Source organism: Arthrobacter sp. fls2-241-R2A-172 (genome assembly GCF_030208885.1).
In the GTDB taxonomy this organism is placed as follows: Bacteria; Actinomycetota; Actinomycetes; order Actinomycetales; family Micrococcaceae; genus Arthrobacter.
The window spans coordinates 566,370-583,544 of record NZ_JARVTB010000001.1; the positions used below are offsets into that span (position 1 = coordinate 566,370).

A 17,175-nucleotide genomic window follows, 5' to 3' on the forward strand; every position below is an offset into this window, starting at 1 on the left:
CCTCCACACCGGCACCTGACCCGGGCACGAAAGGAACACCCCATGTCTTCCATCACCTCTGATCCCACCACCAGCACCGCCTCCATGGCGGACTTCAACCGCACCACGTCCCGCTGGGGCCAAATCACCATGATCGCCGGCCTGCTGATTTCCGTTGCCGGTCCGCTGTACCTTGTCTTCGCCACCGGCCTCGATATTGGACCGGCGCAGCTCTGGGTCGCTTTTGCGGCCGTCGCTGCAACGTTCGGCATCATCTGGATCGTCGAGCCGCTCACGTACTATCCGATCCTGGGGCCAGCCGCGATGTACCAGGCGTTCATGATCGGCAACATCTCCAACAAGCTCCTGCCTGCCGCGCTGATCGCCCAAACCAACATCGGCGCAAAGCCGGGCAGCAAGCGGGCTGAACTGGCCGCCGTCGTCGCCATCTGTGGCGCCGCGGTAGTCCACCTGACCTCGCTGGCGATCTTTGTTGGGCTCCTGGGCACGTGGTTGATCAGCGTCATCCCGCCTTCGGTTTTGATGGTCACCCGCTTGTATGTGCTGCCCACAGTGCTGGGTGCCGTGCTGGTCCAGGCCATCGTGTCCATGAAGCAGCCCCGCACCACCGTGTTCGCCCTGCTGGTCTCGGCCGTCGTCGTGTTCGTGGTGTTGCCGCTGGTGCCGTCACTCGCCATGGTTTCCACCGCCATCGCCGTTCTGGGGACCATCCTGTTGGCCTGGTTCTTCCGCAGCAAGGCCACCATCGCTGAGGCGAAGCCCATCCACATCGAGTAGCAGCAGCCCACAGAACAGAGCCATCACCCGCGAAGGAAGACAGGACAAATGACAGCCACAGCTACCGCCCCCGCCCTCGATGCCAGCCAGACCGCCAAGCTCCACGAGTTGTACCGGCACCTCCACGCACACCCGGAGCTGTCCATGCAGGAGTTCGCCACCGCCACCCTGATCGAGGAGCAGCTGGACGGGCTCGGCATCGAGCACTTCCGCTGCGGAGGAACCGGTGTTGTGGGCGTCCTGCGGAACGGCGACGGACCGGTGGTGGCCTTCCGCGCCGACTCCGATGGCCTTCCCATCGAGGAAGCAACCGGCCTCGACTATGCAAGCACGGACACTGGCACGCTCCCGGATGGCACGGTGGTTCCCGTCATGCACGGTTGCGGCCACGACACGCACGTGGCCAGCCTGTTGGGTGCCGCCGAAGTGCTTACAGACAACCGGGACGTCTGGTCAGGAACGCTGGTGCTGATCTTCCAGCCCGGCGAGGAGACTGCAGCCGGCGCGCTTGCCATGCTCGACGACGGACTATGGGACAAGGCGCCGAAGCCGGAAGTGGTGTTCGGGCAGCACGTCATGCCACGTCCGGTGGGCACTGTCGCGATCTCCAGCGGACCGGTTGCTGCCATGGCCGATTCACTCAGGGTCACCGTACATGGGCAGCAATCACACGGCTCACAGCCGCAGGATTCCATTGATCCGATCGTCATGGCCGCACACATGGTCACCCGGTTGCAGGGGATCGTGTCCCGCGAGCTCGACCCGCGGAAGTCCGCCGTCGTCACCGTTGGGACCTTTCATGCCGGCCTTAAGGAGAACATCATTCCGGCCTCGGCCGAGTTCACGCTTAACATTCGCACGTTCGACGAGGACGTCCGTCGCCAGGTCCTTGCCGCGGTCCGTCGCATCGTTACGGCCGAGGCCGCCGCGTCAGGTGCACCCGGGCCGGACATCGAGGAAATGTACCGTTTCCCGCAGTGCTTCAACGACCCCGACGCCGTTCCTCCCGTGCTGGAGGCGCTGCGGCTGGCGTTGGGGGCCGAGTCGGTGGAAATCACTCCTCCGATGATGGGCAGCGAGGACTTCGGGCACCTCGGCACTGCGATCGGTGTTCCGTCGGTGTTTTGGATGTTCGGTGGGACGCCGGTTGCCGGGCTTGAAGGGCCTCTCCCGGTCAACCACTCGCCCTTCTTCGCTCCCGAGCTGGAAGGTTCACTGGCCGGGGGAGTCTCTGCCGCCGTCGCGGTTTTGTTGTCCCGGCTCGGGAACTGAGGGACGCATGCGCCGGGCTGCCTGCGCATAGTCTGCTGCTCCAACCCAGCCAGCTGCAGGCACGAAAAAGGCGCGCCCGTTCGCTGAGCGCGCCTTTCCCGTGATGTCTTGTCAGTCCTTGAAAGCGTCCTTGACCTTTTCGCCGGCCTGCTTCAGATCGCCCTTGGCTTGGTCAGTCTGGCCCTCAGCCTTCAGGCTTTCGTCGCCGGTGGCGTTGCCTGCAGCTTCCTTGCCCTTGCCGCCTGCCTTTTCGGCAGCGTTCTCAATCTTGTCGCCCAGTCCCATGGTGTTTCCTCCTCTGGTTCGGCAGCCGATCGTGTTCGGCTGCCTCCATACTAAGCAGTCTTAGTATCTGGTTGGCAAGTCTGGTAACTCGAAGCCGCGGTCAATGAAGACCTGCGTCGGGCTACTTGGCGGCTGACATGCCCGGTTGCAGGGTGTATTGCTTGGGCAGCTTCAGGGACCGTTCGGCCATCACGTCCCGCAGCTGGTCCGGGTAGTCGGTGATGACGCCGTCCACGCCGTCGTCCATGAGTTTGCGCATCGTTGGTTTGTCATCGACCGTCCATGGGATGACTTGCATTCCCTTGGCGTGGGCGCGGGTCACCATGTCGGCGTTCACGTAGGGTACGTAGCCAGGGTCTGTGACGGTGCCGTTCTGTGGTGTGCCGTGGACGGGAGAGATAGCGTCGAAGCCGAGGGAAGCGGCAGCGTCCACCAGGTCCCCGCCGAAGTCGTCCGCGTCGATTCCGCCGAGCCAGGGGGATTTGCCCGGTTGTCCGGCCTGGAGGAAGTCCTTGTTGGTCAGTGCGACGGTGCGGATGCCGGGCTGGCGTTCCTTCACCAGGCGCAGCGAGCCCCAGTCGAAGCTTTCGATGGAGACGCGTTCTGCCATGTGTGCTTTGTTGATTTCGCGCAGGGCCACCTCGACGAACTGTTCGCGCGGGGCGGTCTCTTCGGGTGCGCCGGCTTCGACCTTGGTTTCGATGTTGAACTTGACCTGGCTGGCCCGGTAACGGTTGGCGAGGTCGAATACTTCGGCGAGGGTGGGCATCTTCGCACCCGGGGAGGGCTGTTGGCCGGGGAACTGGGGCAGTGTCTGGGAGCCGCAGTCCAGGCTGCGGACCTGGTCGAAGGTGAGGTCCTTGATGTACTTGCCGACGTACGGGTAGGACGGGTCACCCGGGGTGACGGGTGCGGTGTCTTTGCATTTCTGGCCGCTGATCTTCCGGTCGTGGGTGATGACCTCCCGGCCGTCCTTGGTGATCTGCAGGTCCATCTCCAGGGTGGACACGCCGGTCTCGATGCCCTTGGCGAAAGAGGCGAGCGTGGATTCGACGGTCAGGCCGATGCCGCCGCGGTGCGCTTGCAGGTCAAAGTGGTTGTCGGTGCCGTGGGGGTTGGTGTCCGAGGCGTGGGCCGGGAGGGATGTTCCCAGGGCGAGGCCGGCGGTAATGGCGGCCGCGGTCAGCAGCTTCGTGTATTTCATGGGTTCTCCAAAGTGGGTCGGGTGGCGCCTAGTTGCGCTTGTTGTCGTGGCCTTTGTGGGTGATGTTGGCGATGGCGCCGGTCTGTTCGTTGAGCAGGACGTTGTCGTTGCGTTCGTGGTGGAAGTTGAACATGGCGTTCATGGTTCCGGCGGCGGCGTCCGCTGAGGCGTCGCCGATCTGGCCGGTATGCCAGTTGTCTTCGATAAAGCGCAGGATCGAGGCCTGGTCGGTTTCGTTGTGGTCCACGAAGTTTTTCTTGGCATAGGGGGAGATGACTACGAGCGGTTGGCGCGGGCCGGGGCCGCAGCGGTCAGCGTACCCGCCGGCGATGGGGACGCCGTTGGCCGCGGCGTTCTGGCACCAGGCGGCGTCGTCGGGGCTGTTGGAGGCGTTCTTGGGCTGGGCGGCGACGTGGTCGTACCAGCCGTCGGAGTCGTCGTAGGCGAGAACGACGGCGGTGCTGTCCCAGTTTTTGGACTGCTGGATCTCGTTGACGGTCTTGGTGATGAAGTTCTGCTCATCGACCGGGTCTGAGTATGAGGCGTGGCCGTCCTGGTAGTTGGAGGCTTTCAGGAAGGACACGGCGGGCATGTTGTCGCTGTTGACGACCTTGGTGAAGTCGGTGAGGTCGTATTGGTGGTTCGCCTGGCCGTTGTGCCCGATTTCCGCGTCGGAGGCTGGGGCCAGGTGGTGGGGGTTGGCAGTGGAGGCGTAGTACTGGAAGGGCTGGTGGTGGGGGTTGTAGTCCGTGCTGGAGACTCCGGCGACGTTGTTATGGGTGCTCTTGCAGGCAGCGGGCGTCGTTGCGGTTGCCGCGGCGGTGGGTGCGAAGCCGCCCTGGAACCAGCCCCAGGACACGCCCTGGTCGTTGAGCAGGTCGCCGATGTTCTTGCCGGTCATGCCGGCGAGGTTGCTGGTCTTGGCGTGGCTGTTGTTGGAGCAGTCGTCGTAGACCGGGTCCGGGTCATTGATCATGGTCCCGACGCCGTTGGAGTCGGGGACGCGGACCGTGTAGTCGCTGGCGGTGGGGTTCACAGGCTGGCCGGCTGCCGTGAATTCCTTGACACCGTGGGTCTGGCCGGAGACCAGGTTCAGCGCGCCGGGGGTGGAAGGCCCGAAGACGGTGCTGAAGTGGTTGTCGCTCATGGCGTATTTCTGGGCGTAGTTCCAGATCCCGGTGACGGTGTTGCCGTCGTAGTAGTCCATGGTCAGCCCGGGGCGCCCGTACTGGTTCGGTGCACATGCATCCTTGCTGGTGAACTCCACGAACTTATCCATCAGCCCGCCGTTGTACGCCTTCTGTTCGGCGGTGTACTCATGGTCCTGGTCGCAGGTGACGGCCTGCATCGGGGACAGCCGCGCCGGCTGGACCGAGTTGGGGTTGTTCGGAGCCAGCAGGCCAGCTTTGGCGAGAGTATTGATTTCCTTCGGTGTGTCCTCGGATGCCTTGAATGCGGCAGCCGGTGTGCCGGAGCCCTGCTGGGCCTCGCCCGGAATGTTCGCCGCGTTGGGGTACGTCGCGAAGTAGTGGTCAAAGGAGACGTTCTCCTGGAAGAGCACCACCACATGCTTGATCGGCGTGGCGGTATCGCCCTGGGCTTTAAGGGCGGTGGCCGGGGCCACGCCGAATCCGACCAGTCCGGCCGCCAGGGCTGAGGCGGCGAGGGCGGCCGCGCCGGTCGCGGCGGCCACTCGTTTGCGGGTAACGGGTGCCTGAATAGGCATGGGGTATCCAATCGTTCAGTTTGGGTGTGGATTGCCGCGGGGCGGCGGGTCTTGGGGGTGTTACTTGGCGGGTGCGACGTCGGCTTCGTACGTGAGGATTTCGGTGCCGTTGCCTTCTTCGCCGTTGTCCGGGGCGACCTTCATGGTGAGGTGGTTCCCGTCGGCGGTCATCTTGAACGGGTTGCGGGTGGCCACGTGCCCGGCGGTGGACCATCGCTGGAACGGCACCTCGCGGGATACCTCGTGGGATTTGAGGTCAATCATGGCCATGCCGCCAAGTTCGTAGGTTGCCGTGGTGCCGCCTGCAGCGGGGGTCTGCGGGAGGTTGGTTACCCCGGCGCAGAGCATTTTGGCGTTGGGGACGTACTGGCAGTCCTGGTAGTCGATGAAGTAGTTCGGGTTCTCCCAAGTGGACAGTTGCTTGCCCTGGAGGTTCCATTCGGCGAACCGGCGCGAGCCCCAGGTGTTGCCGACCAGGTGGCCGGTCTGCTTGTCCAGGACGATGCCACCGAAGTGGTCTTTGACCTCGAACTGCTTGTGCACAGCCAGGGTCGTGGCGTCGACCTTGTAGATGATGGCGCTGCTGTTGGGTCGGTATTGGGCGACTGGAACCCAAACATTGGTTCCGTCAAAGTCGATGCCGCCGGGGTGGTACATGTCGCCCTCGCCCAGGATGATGTCTTGTTGCAGGTTCCCGGACCGGTCCATGACGAACAGGTGGCCGATGCCCTTGCCAGGGGTGCGGTCGTAACCGTCCTGCGGTGCCGTGTATTTGACGGTGGGTTCCGTGATCTGCACGGCAGAGAGGAAGATGTGGTCCTGGGTGTAGGCAATTCCTTCGGTGTGATAGGTCGGGAAGTTCAGCTTCAACTTGGAGGTCTGCTGCCAGGCGGTGTTTCGGTCGACGTGGTTGAAGGCGTCGGCCAGTGCGGTATCCGTTTCGTGGTGGGTTCCGGTTTCCGCGGGGCTTGCGCCCTTGCCCGGTTCATTGGCCTGCGCTGCCGTGGTGCTGGCGATCGCCGCTGCGGCAAGTATCAGGGACGCGACCGTTGTGATGGCGCGCCGGGTGGTTTTGGAGCTCATGGGGGCCTCTTAAGGTTGGGGTCTCAACAGGAACTCCCAAGTTACTTATGGGTAATTAACCGGAAGTGGCGCGATGGTGAACAGCGCCCATCTGAAGGGTGGAACCACGGCAGTACGGGCACGTGGGAGGTCGCTCCACGTCAGGCTTACGGGCCTTAGGCAGCAAAAAGCCCCGGCCAGTCCTAAAGTAAGGGCTGGCCGGGGCTTGCTCAGAGCTTCCTATCAGAATCGAACTGATGACCTTTTCATTACGAGTGAAACGCTCTACCGACTGAGCTAAGGAAGCACCGCGTTCATCACCGGTTTCCCGGGCGATCACGCAAGACATAACTGTAATAGAGGCAGCGCGCCCGGGTCAAAACGAGGGCGGAGGCGGCCGTTGCGGGGATGTTCACCCGCATGTCGGGCCGGGTTCAGGCTGCGGTCTCCCGGCGGCCTGAAGCTGGGGAACCAACCGTGCCACGCACACAAGCCGAAGGAGCCGCCCAATGACCGGGGACGCATTGATCACGGACGCCAGCCACACACCCAACAGGCTGCGGCTCGCGGTGGTGGACATGGTGGGCACCACCATCACCGACGACGGCCGTACGGAGCGGGCCATGTCCCGGGCACTAGTGGAACATGGCATAGAACCCGGCAGCAGCCGGTTCGAGAGCATGCTTGGTTACGCCCGCGACACTATGGGATTCTCGAAAATGACGGTATTCAGCCACCTTTTTGAGGATGCAGCCACCGCAGAGAGCGCCAACAAGGTCTTCGAGAAGGCCTACGACGAGATGATCGACGACGGCGGCGTCCGCGCCATTCCGGGGGCGGAGGACGCCATCCTGTGGATGCGTGAATCCGGCATGCAGATCTGCCTGGCCACCGGCTTTGGCCGCCACACGCAGAATACCGTGCTTGAATCGCTCGGCTGGATGGGGCTCGCGGATCTTAGCCTGTGCCCCGCGGATGCCGGACGGGGCCGACCCTACCCGGACATGATCCTGACGGCCGTGCTCGCGTTGGATCTCGACGATGTCCGGGAGGTGGCCGTAGTCGGCGACACGAGTTCGGACATGGTGTCGGGCGTACGTTCAGGGGCGTCGCTCATCGCCGGCGTGCTGACCGGCTCGCATTCGGAGGCCACCCTGCGCGCTGCCGGCGCAACCGCCGTGGTGGACTCCATCAAGCAGCTCCCGCTCCTGGTGGAAAAGCGCGAAGCCAGGCACCTCTAGCATTTCAGGCCATCCTGCGGCAGCTTCCCGTCGACAAAGTAGTCGTCGACGGCGTTGCTGACGCAGGTGTTGCTGCGGCCGTAGGCGGTGTGCCCCTCACCTTCCCATGTGACCAGGGATGCGGTTCCCAGCTGTTTGCGCAACGACTCGGACCATTCCAGGGGAGTTGCGGGGTCGCCGGTTGTGCCTACCACCACGATTGGTGCGGATCCCTTGTACTCCACAGGTGCCGGTGTCCGTGTGTGCGGGTACGGCCAGTCCCTGCAGTTGACACCGCCATAAGCGAAGAAGGAACCGAACGTGGGGGAGTCCAGCTTGAGCTGGGCTTCCTCCGCCCGCATCGCGGCGGGATCACTGACCATGGGGTAGTCCAGGCAGTTGATGGCTTGGAACGCGAGGGCGGAGTTGGAACTGTAGGTGCCATTGGCTTCGCGGTCCGCTCCCAGATCTGCGAGCCGCATCATGGGGGAAGCGTCGCCGGAAAACGCAGCGTCAAGTGCCTGGGTGAGGGCTGGCCAGCTTTGGTCGTTGTACAACGGCAGGATCAGGCCATTGACAAAGTCGTTGCTGGTCACCAGGCGGCCGTCCTTCGCCGTTTGTGGGTTTTGGTCCACGGCGTTGATGAGGTCCCTGATCTCCTGGACGCCGTTGTCCACGGACCCGCTGAGCGGGCACGAGTTTTGCTGCTGGCAGTTGGCCACGTAGGTGTGGATGGCCCGTTCGAAGGCCTTTGCCTGTCCCGCAGTCAAGGCTTCATTGCTGATGGAGGGATCCACGGCCCCGTCCAGGACCAGGCGACCCACGTTGTCCGGGAAGAGCGAGGCGTAGGTGGACCCAAGGAAAGTCCCGTAGGAGAAGCCCAGGTAGTTCAGCTTCGCATCGTTCATGACAGCGCGCAGGACATCCAGGTCCTTGGCAGCACTCACGGTGTCTATGTGGCCCAGGACCGCGCCGGTTTGCTGGGAACACTGCTGTGCCAACGTCTTGTTGAAGGCAAAAGCGGCTTCAAGTCCTTGGTCGGTGTCTTTCCTGAAGACCTTCGCGCGGGCAGCATCCCGTTCGGCATCGGTCATGCAGGTCACGGGGGCTGAACGGCCCACGCCCCTCGGATCGAAGCCCACCACGTCAAAGTTGGCGCGGAGCTTTTCCGTCAGGAGGGTCTTGCCTGCGTCCTTCACGAAGTCCACACCGGAGCCGCCCGGTCCGCCAGGATTCACAAGGACGGTGCCTTGCTTGTTGCTGGTGCTGGGCAGCTTGATGATGGACAGCGAGATATCGCCGGCGTCTGGGTTTGCGTAGTCCAAGGGCACCTGGACTTTGCCGCAGTGGAATCCGTCCTCGCATGAACTCCACTCCACGGACTGGGAGTAGAACTTCTCCAGACCCTTGGGAGCCGAAGCGGCGATGGACGGGTCCACCGTGCTGGTGGACGGCTTGGCCGTGGGGGTGGGCATGAACGGAAGGGTGCAGGCGCTCAGTACCAGCAAGGAAGCGAGAGCGACGCACAGCGCTGCGAACCGGCGTGGTGCGGACTTCATGGATTCTCCTATTGCTGGATGAGGCTGGTAGCCATGGACTCGACGGCCAACAGCGGGGCCACGTTGGTGGTGGTGATGCGGACACGTGCTTTGTTGATGGCGTCCATCCGGGCAAGGGTGGTTTCCGGGCTTGAACGACCGGCGTACTCTTCCAACTCGCCCTTGAGCTCAACGTTGACCAGCTCCACGGCGTTCCCCAACTGGATGATCAGCACGTCCCGGTAGAAAGACAGCAAATCCGTCAAAGTGCGGTCCAGCGAGTCCGTGATGGAGCGCTTGGCGCGGCGCTTTTGGTCATCCTCAAGCTGTTTGACCTGGCTGCGCATGGAGGGCGGCAGCGTTCCGGATTCCGGGGCACCAAGGCTCGCGAGCAGGGCAATCTTCTCTGCCGCGTCGCGTTCGTCATTGGAGCTGTTCGCTTCGTCGGTGGCGATCTTCACAAGTTTCTCGGCCATCATCACGGCAGCTGTGACGCCCCGGAGCCCCAAGGGAATCCGGACGGTTTCCAAACGACGCTCCCTGGCGTCGGCGTCACGGGCCAGACGCCTGGCGATACCGATGTGGCTTTGCGCAGCACGCGCTGCACGGTCGGCGAGTTGGCGATCGACGCCGTCGCGCCTTACCAAGAGGTCCGCGACATCGGAGGCCGGGGGGAGCCGCAGGCTCACCGGACGGCATCGCGACCGGATAGTGACCAGGACATCGGCCGGCGAAGGGGCACACAGCATCCAGATGGTGCGTGGCGTGGGTTCCTCGATGGCCTTGAGCAACACGTTGGTGGTGCGCTCCGCCATGCGGTCCGCATCCTCCACCACAATGATCCGCCAGCGGCCCGTGGCTGGCCGGTCTCCGGCCTTGGACACGAGTTCGCGGGCTTCGTCGATAGTAATGGTGACTTTTTCGGTCCGCACGAACGTCACATCCGAGTGCGTCTCGCCCAGAATCGTGTGGCAGGCCGCGCATTCGCCGCAGCCGCGACGGGTGACGTCGTCCTGCTCGCAGTTCAGGGCAGCAGCGAACGCTTTGGCTGCGTTGGAACGGCCGGACCCCGGGGGACCGGTGAACAGCCAGGCGTGGGTGAGGCCGGTTTCGCCCTGCGCCGCCTGCTTCAGCTGCGCCACGACGGGCGCCTGCCCCTGGAGGTCGTCCCAGACACTCACGGACGCACGTCCGAAACAGGCACGTCCGGAACGTGGCCGGTCAACAACGACTCCACCCGGTCCAGGATCCTGGCGGTCAGCGACTCGATGTCCGCGTTCGCCGGCAGTACCAGGTAGCTTGACGGGTCCGTCGCTGCCCGGTCCAGGAACGCGTGGCGGATAGTGGAGTGGAACTGGTCAGGTTCCGATTCAAGCCGGTCCTCGGCGGCGTCCCCTGCGGTACGGCGCTGGCGGCCGTCGGCGGGATCGACGTCGAGCAGTACTGTCAGGTCCGGATGCAGCCCTTCGGTGGCCCATTCATTAAGGGTCAAAACGCCTTCGGCGCCCAAACCGCGGCCAGCGCCCTGATAGGCAACCGACGAATCGACGTAGCGGTCCGTGATGACCACCGTCCCCTCGGCAAGGGCCGGCCGGATGACCTGGCTGGCGTGTGCGGCGCGGGCTGCGGCAAACATGAGGGCTTCGGTGCGCGCATCGATAGTGCCGTGCCCGTGGTCCAGGACAAGGGAGCGAAGTTTCTCGCCAATGGGAGTGCCGCCGGGTTCGCGGGTTCGCAGCACAGAAAGTCCGCGTGACTCAAGGGCGTCAGAGAGCCGGGCCGCCTGCGTGGACTTGCCCGCTCCGTCCCCGCCTTCGAAGGCGATAAAAAGACCTGCTCTCGGAATACTCACGCGTCTAGCCTACCGAGCTTCACCGACATCAAGGCGCGTAACGCCTTTCATCCACAGCCTTGGCCGCGGCTACGCTAAAACCATGAGCCTCTCCGATCAGCGCGCCGCCGAATTGTCTCCGGAAACCGTTGTGGTGGCTGCCGGCCGCCCGGAGCGCGCCCATGATGAGCCCGTGAATCCGCCCATCGTCCTTTCCTCCACATACTTCGGTACCGGCCCGCTCAACGACGGTGACCGTGGCTACGGACGCTACGCCAACCCCACGTGGGACCCCTTCGAGGATGCTTTGGCCAAGCTCGAGGGTGCGTCCCTTCCCGGCCTGCTCTACGCGTCCGGCCTGTCAGCGGTCAGTTCGGCGCTTTCGCTGGTTCCGGCGGGCGGCGTAGTTGTCATGCCTTCACACAGCTACTCGGGCTCACTGGTGATGGCCACCGAGTTGGCGGAGAAAGGCTTCCTGGAGCTGCGGACCGTTGACATCACGGACACGGACGCGGTCAAGGCCCTGATCAGCCCCGAGGAGGGCAAGAAGGCCAACCTCCTCTGGCTTGAGAGCCCCACCAACCCCATGCTCGGCATCGCCGACATCCGCGCCCTCACTGACGCTGCACACGCCGTGGGTGCCCTCGTCGTCACGGACAACACCTTTTCGACGCCTTTGGTGCAGCAGCCGCTGAGCCTGGGCTCCGACGTCGTCCTCCACTCGGTAACCAAGTACCTCGCCGGGCATTCCGACGTCGTCCTCGGTGCGTTGGTGACGTCCAACCCGGAACTGCGGGCCACGCTGCTGCACCACCGGATCATCCACGGCGGCATCGCCGGGCCCTTTGAAGCATGGCTGGCCCTGCGCGGCCTGCGCACGCTGGCGCTGCGGATCGAGCGTTCGCAAGCCTCGGCGGCTACGCTCGCCGAACGCCTCAGCACCCACCCGCGCGTGGAAACCATCCGTTTCCCCGGCCTGCCCACGGATCCAGGCCACCAGCGTGCCAAGGATCAGATGAAGGGCTTCGGTTCCATCCTGTGTATCCAGATCGCCGGTGACCACCACCGAAGCGGCGCTGAGGCCGCGGACGAACTGGTCCGTGCCCTGCAGCTTTGGCTCCCCGCCACCTCGTTGGGTGGGGTGGAGTCCCTTATAGAACGGCGACGCCGGCACGCGGCTGAGCCGGTCAGCGTTCCGGAGAACCTGGTCCGGTTGAGCGTCGGGATCGAAAATGTCGAGGACCTCTGGTCGGACCTGGACCAAGCGCTCAAGTCTTTGGACAGCTAGGCTAAGGGGCGTGGACGGAAAATCTTTGATCGGCCTTGTCAGCTACGGGGTCTATATGATCGTCGGCCTGGTTGCCCTTGCCTTGGAATTGTGGGCCTTCGCGGACTGCCTGCGGCATCGGCCCACGCTGTTTGTGGCCGCTTCCAAGCGCACCAAGACGTTCTGGCTGGCCCTCACCGGTGTGGCGCTTGCGATCGGTGCTCTTTCTCTATGGGGCGCGGGTGGCAGCTTCAGCCTGTTCGGCATCGCAGCTGTCACGGCGGCCTCCGTCTACCTCGCCGACGTCCGTCCCGCGCTCAAGGAAGCCGGCAGCGGCGGCAACCGCAACGTCGGACCATACGGCCCCTGGTAAACAGCGTTATTTTGGCGCCACCGCGTCCCAAGCGACGGTTAATTCGCCAAGGCGCCACCGGGCTGGCCCGTCCTGAAGCGGCCACCCGGCGTCGCGCAGTGAACGGCACATAGCCGTCCAGCGCTGCCGGTTCCCGAACGACGCCAGGGGAGCCGCCTCCAGCCACGCCTTGTCCATGGCCTGCAGGAAAACATGGACCGGTTCGCCGGGCACGTTGCGGTGAATCAGCGCCTTGGGCAGCCGTTCGGCTACCTCCGAGGGCAGTTCGAAACTCCCGAACCGCACGGAAAAGCTCAAGCTCAACGGTCGCTCCGGATCGAGCGCCACCCACGTGACGCGCCTGCCGATTTCATCGCAGGTTCCATCAATGAACAGGCCCCCGGGGGCCAACCGGGACTGCACCAAGGCCCAGATGTCTTTGACGTCGGCCTCCTCGTATTGCCGCAGCACGTTGAAGGCCCTGACCAACACTGGATTGCCGGGCACGGGGAGCTCGAAGCCGCCCACGTGGAAGCTTAGCCCTGGCCGTTCGAGGGCCTTCGCGGTCCGCACCCGCTCCGGTTCGATCTCGATCCCGCAGACCCGCACATCCGGGCGGACGGCCTGGAGCCGTTCAAAAAGCTCGACGGCGGTGGTCGGCGAAGCGCCGTAGCCCAGGTCCACCACCAAGGGCTCGACGGCGGCGCGCAGCCGCCACGCCTGCGGCCCGGCCAGCCAACGATCCAGGCGGCGCATCCGGTTGGGGTTGGTGGTGCCACGGGTGATGTTGCCAACCGGTTTCCCGCCCCGACTCCGGGGAGAGCCCACCCGTTCCGCTTTTTGCACCACGGCCAACACTTTATCGGGTCCGATGCCCGCCCCAAGCGTGTAACGGGGGCGCACGCCGTAACGCCCGGCACGGCACCGGACCCCTCGGCTAGGATAAAAACCATGACTTACAAGCTGATTCTGCTGCGCCACGGCCACAGCGACTGGAACGCCAAGAACCTGTTCACCGGTTGGGTGGACGTTGACCTGAACGACCAAGGCCGCAAAGAAGCAGTACGCGGTGGGGAACTCCTGGTTGAGAACAACATCCTCCCGGATATCCTCTACACCTCGCTCCTGAAGCGCGCCATCAACACCGCCAACATGGCACTGGACAAGGCCGACCGCGGTTGGATCCCCGTCAAGCGCGACTGGCGCCTCAACGAACGCCACTACGGCGCCCTTCAGGGCAAGGACAAGGCCCAGACGCTGGCCGAGTTCGGTGAAGAGCAGTTCATGGAATGGCGCCGCAGCTACGACACCCCGCCGCCGCCCCTGTCCGACGACAGCGAATTCTCCCAGGCCCACGACCCCCGCTACGCGGACCTCGGCGATGCACTGCCGCGCACCGAATGCCTCAAGGACGTCCTTGTGCGCCTCCTCCCGTACTGGGAATCGGACATCAAGGAAGACCTCACGGCCGGCAAGACCGTCCTGGTCACCGCACACGGCAACTCCCTGCGCGCACTGGTCAAGCACCTGGACGGCATCAGCGACGAAGCCATTGCCGGGCTGAACATCCCCACGGGCATCCCGCTGGTGTACGAACTGGACGAGGACTTCCAGCCCATCACCCCGGGCGGAACCTACCTCGACCCCGAAGCAGCAGCCCAGGCCATCCTCGCGGTGGCCAACCAAGGCAAAAAGTAAGGCTTCGCGGTTCTTCGCCGGGTGCTCGGTCGTTCCTCCCTTAGACGCACTCCGGCCGAAGAACGCGCTGCGCCAAAACAGGGGCGGCCGGTTACCTTTCCGTGAAAGGTGACCGGCCGCCGTCGTATCTGCAGTTGTAAGGCTAGAAGCCCTCGGGCTGCCATTCGCCCGTCACCAGGTAGGTGACCTTCCGGGCGACGGAAACACCGTGATCGGCGAAGCGCTCGAAGTAGCGGCTGGCCAAGGCAACGTCCACGGTGGTGGACGGGCTTTCAGTCCAGTCCGGGGAAGCGATCGCCTTGAAGACGCTGAGGTGGAGGTCGTCCACGGCGATGTTGATCTTCAGGATGTCGCGGGCAACCTCAAGATCGCGGGTTTCGAGAAGCTCGATGACCTTCGCGGTGATCTCAATGTCGTGCTGCGCCATGGCCTTGAAGGTCTGGGTCATCGACGCGGGGATGACCGTTGCCGGGTAGCGGAGGCGTGCAAGCTGGGCTACGTGGCGGGCGAGGTCGCCCATGCGCTCCAGCGAAGCGCTCATGCGAAGCGAACCGACGATCATGCGGAGGTCGCTGGCCACGGGACCCTGCAACGCCAGGATGTCGATGGCGCGCTCGTCGAGGCTGTTCTGCAGGAAGTCGATGCGGGCGTCCGCTGCGATGACGTCCTGGGCCAGATCCACGTCGGCGCCTTCGAAGGATGTTGTGGCCTTCGTGATTGCTTCGTGAACCAGCTTGGAGATCTCGATGAGGTCGTCACCTACCTGGGTAAGTTCCGCCTGAAAAACCTTGCGCACTAAGGCGTCCTTTCCTTGGAGATCCCGTTCCCATGATGGGGGCCGGATCTCAAAACCATTGACAGTCCAACCAGTAACTGTGTCAGGGGTCAGTGAACTGTTCGGCACCTTTAGATGAACGTTAGTTGAACCGTCCGCGTTTGGCCCCGGATCCATGCTCGGCCGTGTTTCAACAGCATAAGCTGGACCCGTGGATCCATTGCTCATAGGTGTCGTCGCAGGCCTCGTTGGCCTGTCATTGGGCGTCTTTGGCATGCTCGCATTCAAGCTCAGCGAACGCCAGCGGAGCATTGTCGACCTCGACGTCACTGAACCCCTGCTTCCTGAAGGCGCAGCGGAAGTCCTTGCCGTCGTCGGGCGTGCCTTCGTGGTGGTGGACGCCATTGATGGCGTGGTCCGCGCAAGTCCCGCCGCCTACGCCTACGGCCTGGTCCGCGGCCACACCGTGGTGCACAAGCAACTTCTGGACATGACCGCGAAGGTCCGCCGCGATGGCGTGATCCTGGAGGAACAGTACGAGCTTCCGCGTGGTCCGTTGGGCAAGGGCACCATCGTGGTCCAGGTCCGCGCTGCCATGCTCGGCTGGGAATACATCGTGCTCCTGGCCGACGACCGCACCGAGATCACCCGCACGGAGGAGATCCGGAACGACTTCGTGGCCAACGTCTCCCACGAACTCAAGACGCCCGTGGGGGCCATTTCGTTGCTTGCCGAGGCACTGGAAGCCTCGCCCGACGACGAAGAAGCGGTGCGGCGTTTTGCCAAACGCATGCACAAGGAATCCGGCAGGCTCGCGGCCCTGGTCCAGGACATCATTGAACTTTCCCGCCTGCAGGGCGCCAATGTGGCCCAGCAAGGGCACGCTGTGGACATCAACACAGTCATCAACGAAGCCGTGGACCGCTCGCAGCTCCCAGCCGAAAGCAAGAACATCCAGATCGTGGTGGGCGGCCATTCCGAGTCCCTGGTTTTCGGTGACCGCGACCTCCTGGTGACGGCCCTGCGGAACCTGATCGACAACGCGATCCGCTATTCGCCCGAAAACACGCGGGTCGGCGTCGGCGTCAGAACCCGCGAAGGCGTCGTGGCCATTTCCGTCACGGACCAGGGCGAGGGCCTGACTCCCGAGGACCAGGAACGCGTCTTCGAGCGCTTCTACCGCGTGGACGCCGCGCGTTCGAGGCACACCGGCGGTACGGGCCTTGGCCTCAGCATCGTCAAGCACGTGGTCTCCAACCACGGCGGCGAGGTGACCGTTTGGTCCCAGCCCGGCCAAGGTTCCACGTTCACTGTCCGCCTGCCGGAGATGGAAGGCCAGGACGACGACGCCGGCCTGCCGCCCACGGCGCACGAACTTCCGGCGGCTGTGGCCGCCGTCGAACCCCATCACGCGAGCCAAAACGCGAGTGAAAAAACGGGCACCAGCGGTGCCCAAGAGCAAGGAGCCAGCGCTTGAGCCGGATTTTGATAGTTGAGGACGAGGAGTCCTTTAGCGATCCCCTTTCCTACTTGCTGGGCAAGGAGGGTTTCGACGTTGAGGTAGTGGACAACGGCAGCGACGCTTTGGTGGAGTTCGATCGGAATGGCGCCGACCTGGTGCTCCTTGACCTCCAGCTGCCGGGCACTCCGGGCACCGAAGTCTGCCGCCAACTGCGTCAACGCTCCAGCGTTCCTGTGATCATGCTGACCGCCAAGGACTCGGAGATCGACAAGGTAGTGGGCCTGGAACTCGGCGCCGACGATTACGTCACCAAGCCTTATTCCTCCCGTGAGCTTGTAGCCAGGGTCCGCGCCGTCCTTCGCCGTCAAGGGGAACCGGAGGAGCTGATCACGTCCACCGTGCAGGCCGGTCCTGTCCGCATGGACATCGAGCGCCACGTGGTGAGCGTGAACGGCGAGCAGGTGTCCCTGCCGCTGAAGGAGTTTGAGCTGCTGGAAATGCTGCTCCGGAACTCCGGCAGGGTCCTGACGCGTGGCCAATTGATCGACCGCGTTTGGGGTTCGGACTACGTGGGGGACACCAAGACCCTGGACGTCCACGTCAAGCGGCTACGCAGCAAGATCGAGCCGGATCCCTCGCTGCCGCGCTACCTGGTGACTGTGCGGGGCCTGGGCTACAAGTTCGAGCCGTAAGCCTTCGCCCCCGC

The 17,175-nt window shown here is 64.1% G+C and carries 17 protein-coding genes and 1 tRNA gene; 8 read left to right on the forward strand and 10 right to left on the reverse strand.

Annotated features, from left to right (window positions below):
• Positions 1–42 precede the first annotated feature (42 nt).
• Together QRM57_RS02685 and QRM57_RS02690 are read left to right on the forward strand one after the other, a co-directional pair.
• Positions 43–777, forward strand: a complete 735-nt coding sequence (locus tag QRM57_RS02685; protein WP_284985494.1) for a hypothetical protein — start codon at positions 43–45, stop codon at positions 775–777.
• A gap of 48 nt (positions 778–825) precedes the next feature.
• Positions 826–2,049, forward strand: coding sequence for an amidohydrolase (locus tag QRM57_RS02690; protein ID WP_284985495.1), 1,224 nt, complete (start codon positions 826–828; stop codon positions 2,047–2,049).
• A gap of 111 nt (positions 2,050–2,160) precedes the next feature.
• On the opposite strand, the gene QRM57_RS02695 is transcribed toward QRM57_RS02690, so the two are convergent.
• The 5 genes from QRM57_RS02695 to QRM57_RS02715 form a co-directional block, all read right to left on the reverse strand.
• On the reverse strand, positions 2,161–2,334 hold the full coding sequence (locus tag QRM57_RS02695; RefSeq protein ID WP_211711403.1) for a CsbD family protein: 174 nt from the start codon (positions 2,332–2,334) through the stop codon (positions 2,161–2,163).
• 121 nt (positions 2,335–2,455) lie between these two features.
• Complete coding sequence (locus QRM57_RS02700; protein WP_284985496.1) at positions 2,456–3,538, reverse strand: glycerophosphodiester phosphodiesterase; 1,083 nt, start codon at positions 3,536–3,538, stop codon at positions 2,456–2,458.
• A gap of 28 nt (positions 3,539–3,566) precedes the next feature.
• Positions 3,567–5,264, reverse strand: coding sequence for a phospholipase C (locus QRM57_RS02705; protein WP_284985497.1), 1,698 nt, complete (start codon positions 5,262–5,264; stop codon positions 3,567–3,569).
• A gap of 60 nt (positions 5,265–5,324) precedes the next feature.
• A complete protein-coding gene (locus tag QRM57_RS02710) occupies positions 5,325–6,347 on the reverse strand; it encodes a DUF6454 family protein (protein WP_284985498.1) in 1,023 nt (340 codons plus the stop codon).
• Between the two features lie 213 nt (positions 6,348–6,560).
• Positions 6,561–6,633, reverse strand: a tRNA-Thr gene (locus QRM57_RS02715).
• 202 nt (positions 6,634–6,835) lie between these two features.
• Between QRM57_RS02715 and QRM57_RS02720 the strand changes: the two genes are divergently transcribed.
• Complete coding sequence (locus QRM57_RS02720; protein WP_257370356.1) at positions 6,836–7,567, forward strand: HAD family hydrolase; 732 nt, start codon at positions 6,836–6,838, stop codon at positions 7,565–7,567.
• On the opposite strand, the gene QRM57_RS02725 is transcribed toward QRM57_RS02720, so the two are convergent.
• From QRM57_RS02725 to tmk, 3 genes are read right to left on the reverse strand one after another with little or no spacing between them, the layout of a single operon-like run.
• On the reverse strand, positions 7,564–9,105 hold the full coding sequence (locus QRM57_RS02725; RefSeq protein ID WP_257370355.1) for an alpha/beta hydrolase: 1,542 nt from the start codon (positions 9,103–9,105) through the stop codon (positions 7,564–7,566). The genes QRM57_RS02720 and QRM57_RS02725 overlap by 4 nt on opposite strands.
• An 8-nt stretch (positions 9,106–9,113) precedes the next feature.
• The gene (locus QRM57_RS02730) at positions 9,114–10,265 is read right to left on the reverse strand and encodes a DNA polymerase III subunit delta' (RefSeq protein WP_235520087.1); all 1,152 of its coding nucleotides are present in this window, start codon (positions 10,263–10,265) and stop codon (positions 9,114–9,116) included.
• Positions 10,262–10,936 carry a dTMP kinase gene (gene tmk, locus QRM57_RS02735; RefSeq protein ID WP_284985499.1) on the reverse strand — a complete coding sequence of 225 codons (675 nt, stop codon included), beginning with the start codon at positions 10,934–10,936 and terminating at the stop codon, positions 10,262–10,264. The genes QRM57_RS02730 and tmk overlap by 4 nt, the downstream gene beginning before the upstream one ends.
• Positions 10,937–11,018: 82 nt before the next feature.
• Between tmk and QRM57_RS02740 the strand changes: the two genes are divergently transcribed.
• Together QRM57_RS02740 and QRM57_RS02745 are read left to right on the forward strand one after the other, a co-directional pair.
• Positions 11,019–12,203 (forward strand): trans-sulfuration enzyme family protein, encoded by a 1,185-nt coding sequence (locus tag QRM57_RS02740; protein ID WP_284985500.1) that lies wholly within the window; start codon positions 11,019–11,021, stop codon positions 12,201–12,203.
• Between the two features lie 10 nt (positions 12,204–12,213).
• Entirely contained in the window at positions 12,214–12,555 is a 342-nt protein-coding gene (locus QRM57_RS02745) for a DUF2516 family protein (RefSeq protein ID WP_284985501.1), read from the forward strand.
• 6 nt (positions 12,556–12,561) lie between these two features.
• On the opposite strand, the gene QRM57_RS02750 is transcribed toward QRM57_RS02745, so the two are convergent.
• Positions 12,562–13,383 carry a class I SAM-dependent methyltransferase gene (locus tag QRM57_RS02750; protein WP_284985502.1) on the reverse strand — a complete coding sequence of 274 codons (822 nt, stop codon included), beginning with the start codon at positions 13,381–13,383 and terminating at the stop codon, positions 12,562–12,564.
• Between the two features lie 102 nt (positions 13,384–13,485).
• Here QRM57_RS02750 and QRM57_RS02755 point away from each other — a divergent pair, with 102 nt between their 5' ends.
• Complete coding sequence (locus tag QRM57_RS02755; RefSeq protein WP_284985503.1) at positions 13,486–14,232, forward strand: phosphoglyceromutase; 747 nt, start codon at positions 13,486–13,488, stop codon at positions 14,230–14,232.
• A gap of 142 nt (positions 14,233–14,374) precedes the next feature.
• Here QRM57_RS02755 and phoU read toward each other — a convergent pair whose 3' ends face one another.
• Positions 14,375–15,028, reverse strand: a complete 654-nt coding sequence (phoU, locus tag QRM57_RS02760; protein ID WP_235520093.1) for a phosphate signaling complex protein PhoU — start codon at positions 15,026–15,028, stop codon at positions 14,375–14,377.
• Between the two features lie 199 nt (positions 15,029–15,227).
• On the opposite strand from phoU, the gene QRM57_RS02765 reads away from it, so the two are divergent.
• Together QRM57_RS02765 and QRM57_RS02770 are read left to right on the forward strand one after the other, a co-directional pair.
• On the forward strand, positions 15,228–16,484 hold the full coding sequence (locus QRM57_RS02765; RefSeq protein ID WP_284985536.1) for a sensor histidine kinase: 1,257 nt from the start codon (positions 15,228–15,230) through the stop codon (positions 16,482–16,484).
• Positions 16,481–17,161 (forward strand): winged helix-turn-helix domain-containing protein, encoded by a 681-nt coding sequence (locus QRM57_RS02770; RefSeq protein ID WP_211711390.1) that lies wholly within the window; start codon positions 16,481–16,483, stop codon positions 17,159–17,161. Before QRM57_RS02765 ends, QRM57_RS02770 begins: the two co-directional genes overlap by 4 nt.
• Positions 17,162–17,175: the final 14 nt, after the last annotated feature.

Bases quoted from the DNA above. Each gene is read 5' to 3' on its own strand.
- QRM57_RS02685 (WP_284985494.1), top strand. From the start codon at position 43: ATGTCTTCCATCACCTCTGATCCCACCACCAGCACCGCCTCCATGGCG.
- QRM57_RS02690 (WP_284985495.1), top strand. From the start codon at position 826: ATGACAGCCACAGCTACCGCCCCCGCCCTCGATGCCAGCCAGACCGCC.
- QRM57_RS02695 (WP_211711403.1), bottom strand. From the start codon at position 2,334: ATGGGACTGGGCGACAAGATTGAGAACGCTGCCGAAAAGGCAGGCGGC.
- QRM57_RS02700 (WP_284985496.1), bottom strand. From the start codon at position 3,538: ATGAAATACACGAAGCTGCTGACCGCGGCCGCCATTACCGCCGGCCTC.
- QRM57_RS02705 (WP_284985497.1), bottom strand. From the start codon at position 5,264: ATGCCTATTCAGGCACCCGTTACCCGCAAACGAGTGGCCGCCGCGACC.
- QRM57_RS02710 (WP_284985498.1), bottom strand. From the start codon at position 6,347: ATGAGCTCCAAAACCACCCGGCGCGCCATCACAACGGTCGCGTCCCTG.
- QRM57_RS02720 (WP_257370356.1), top strand. From the start codon at position 6,836: ATGACCGGGGACGCATTGATCACGGACGCCAGCCACACACCCAACAGG.
- QRM57_RS02725 (WP_257370355.1), bottom strand. From the start codon at position 9,105: ATGAAGTCCGCACCACGCCGGTTCGCAGCGCTGTGCGTCGCTCTCGCT.
- QRM57_RS02740 (WP_284985500.1), top strand. From the start codon at position 11,019: ATGAGCCTCTCCGATCAGCGCGCCGCCGAATTGTCTCCGGAAACCGTT.
- QRM57_RS02755 (WP_284985503.1), top strand. From the start codon at position 13,486: ATGACTTACAAGCTGATTCTGCTGCGCCACGGCCACAGCGACTGGAAC.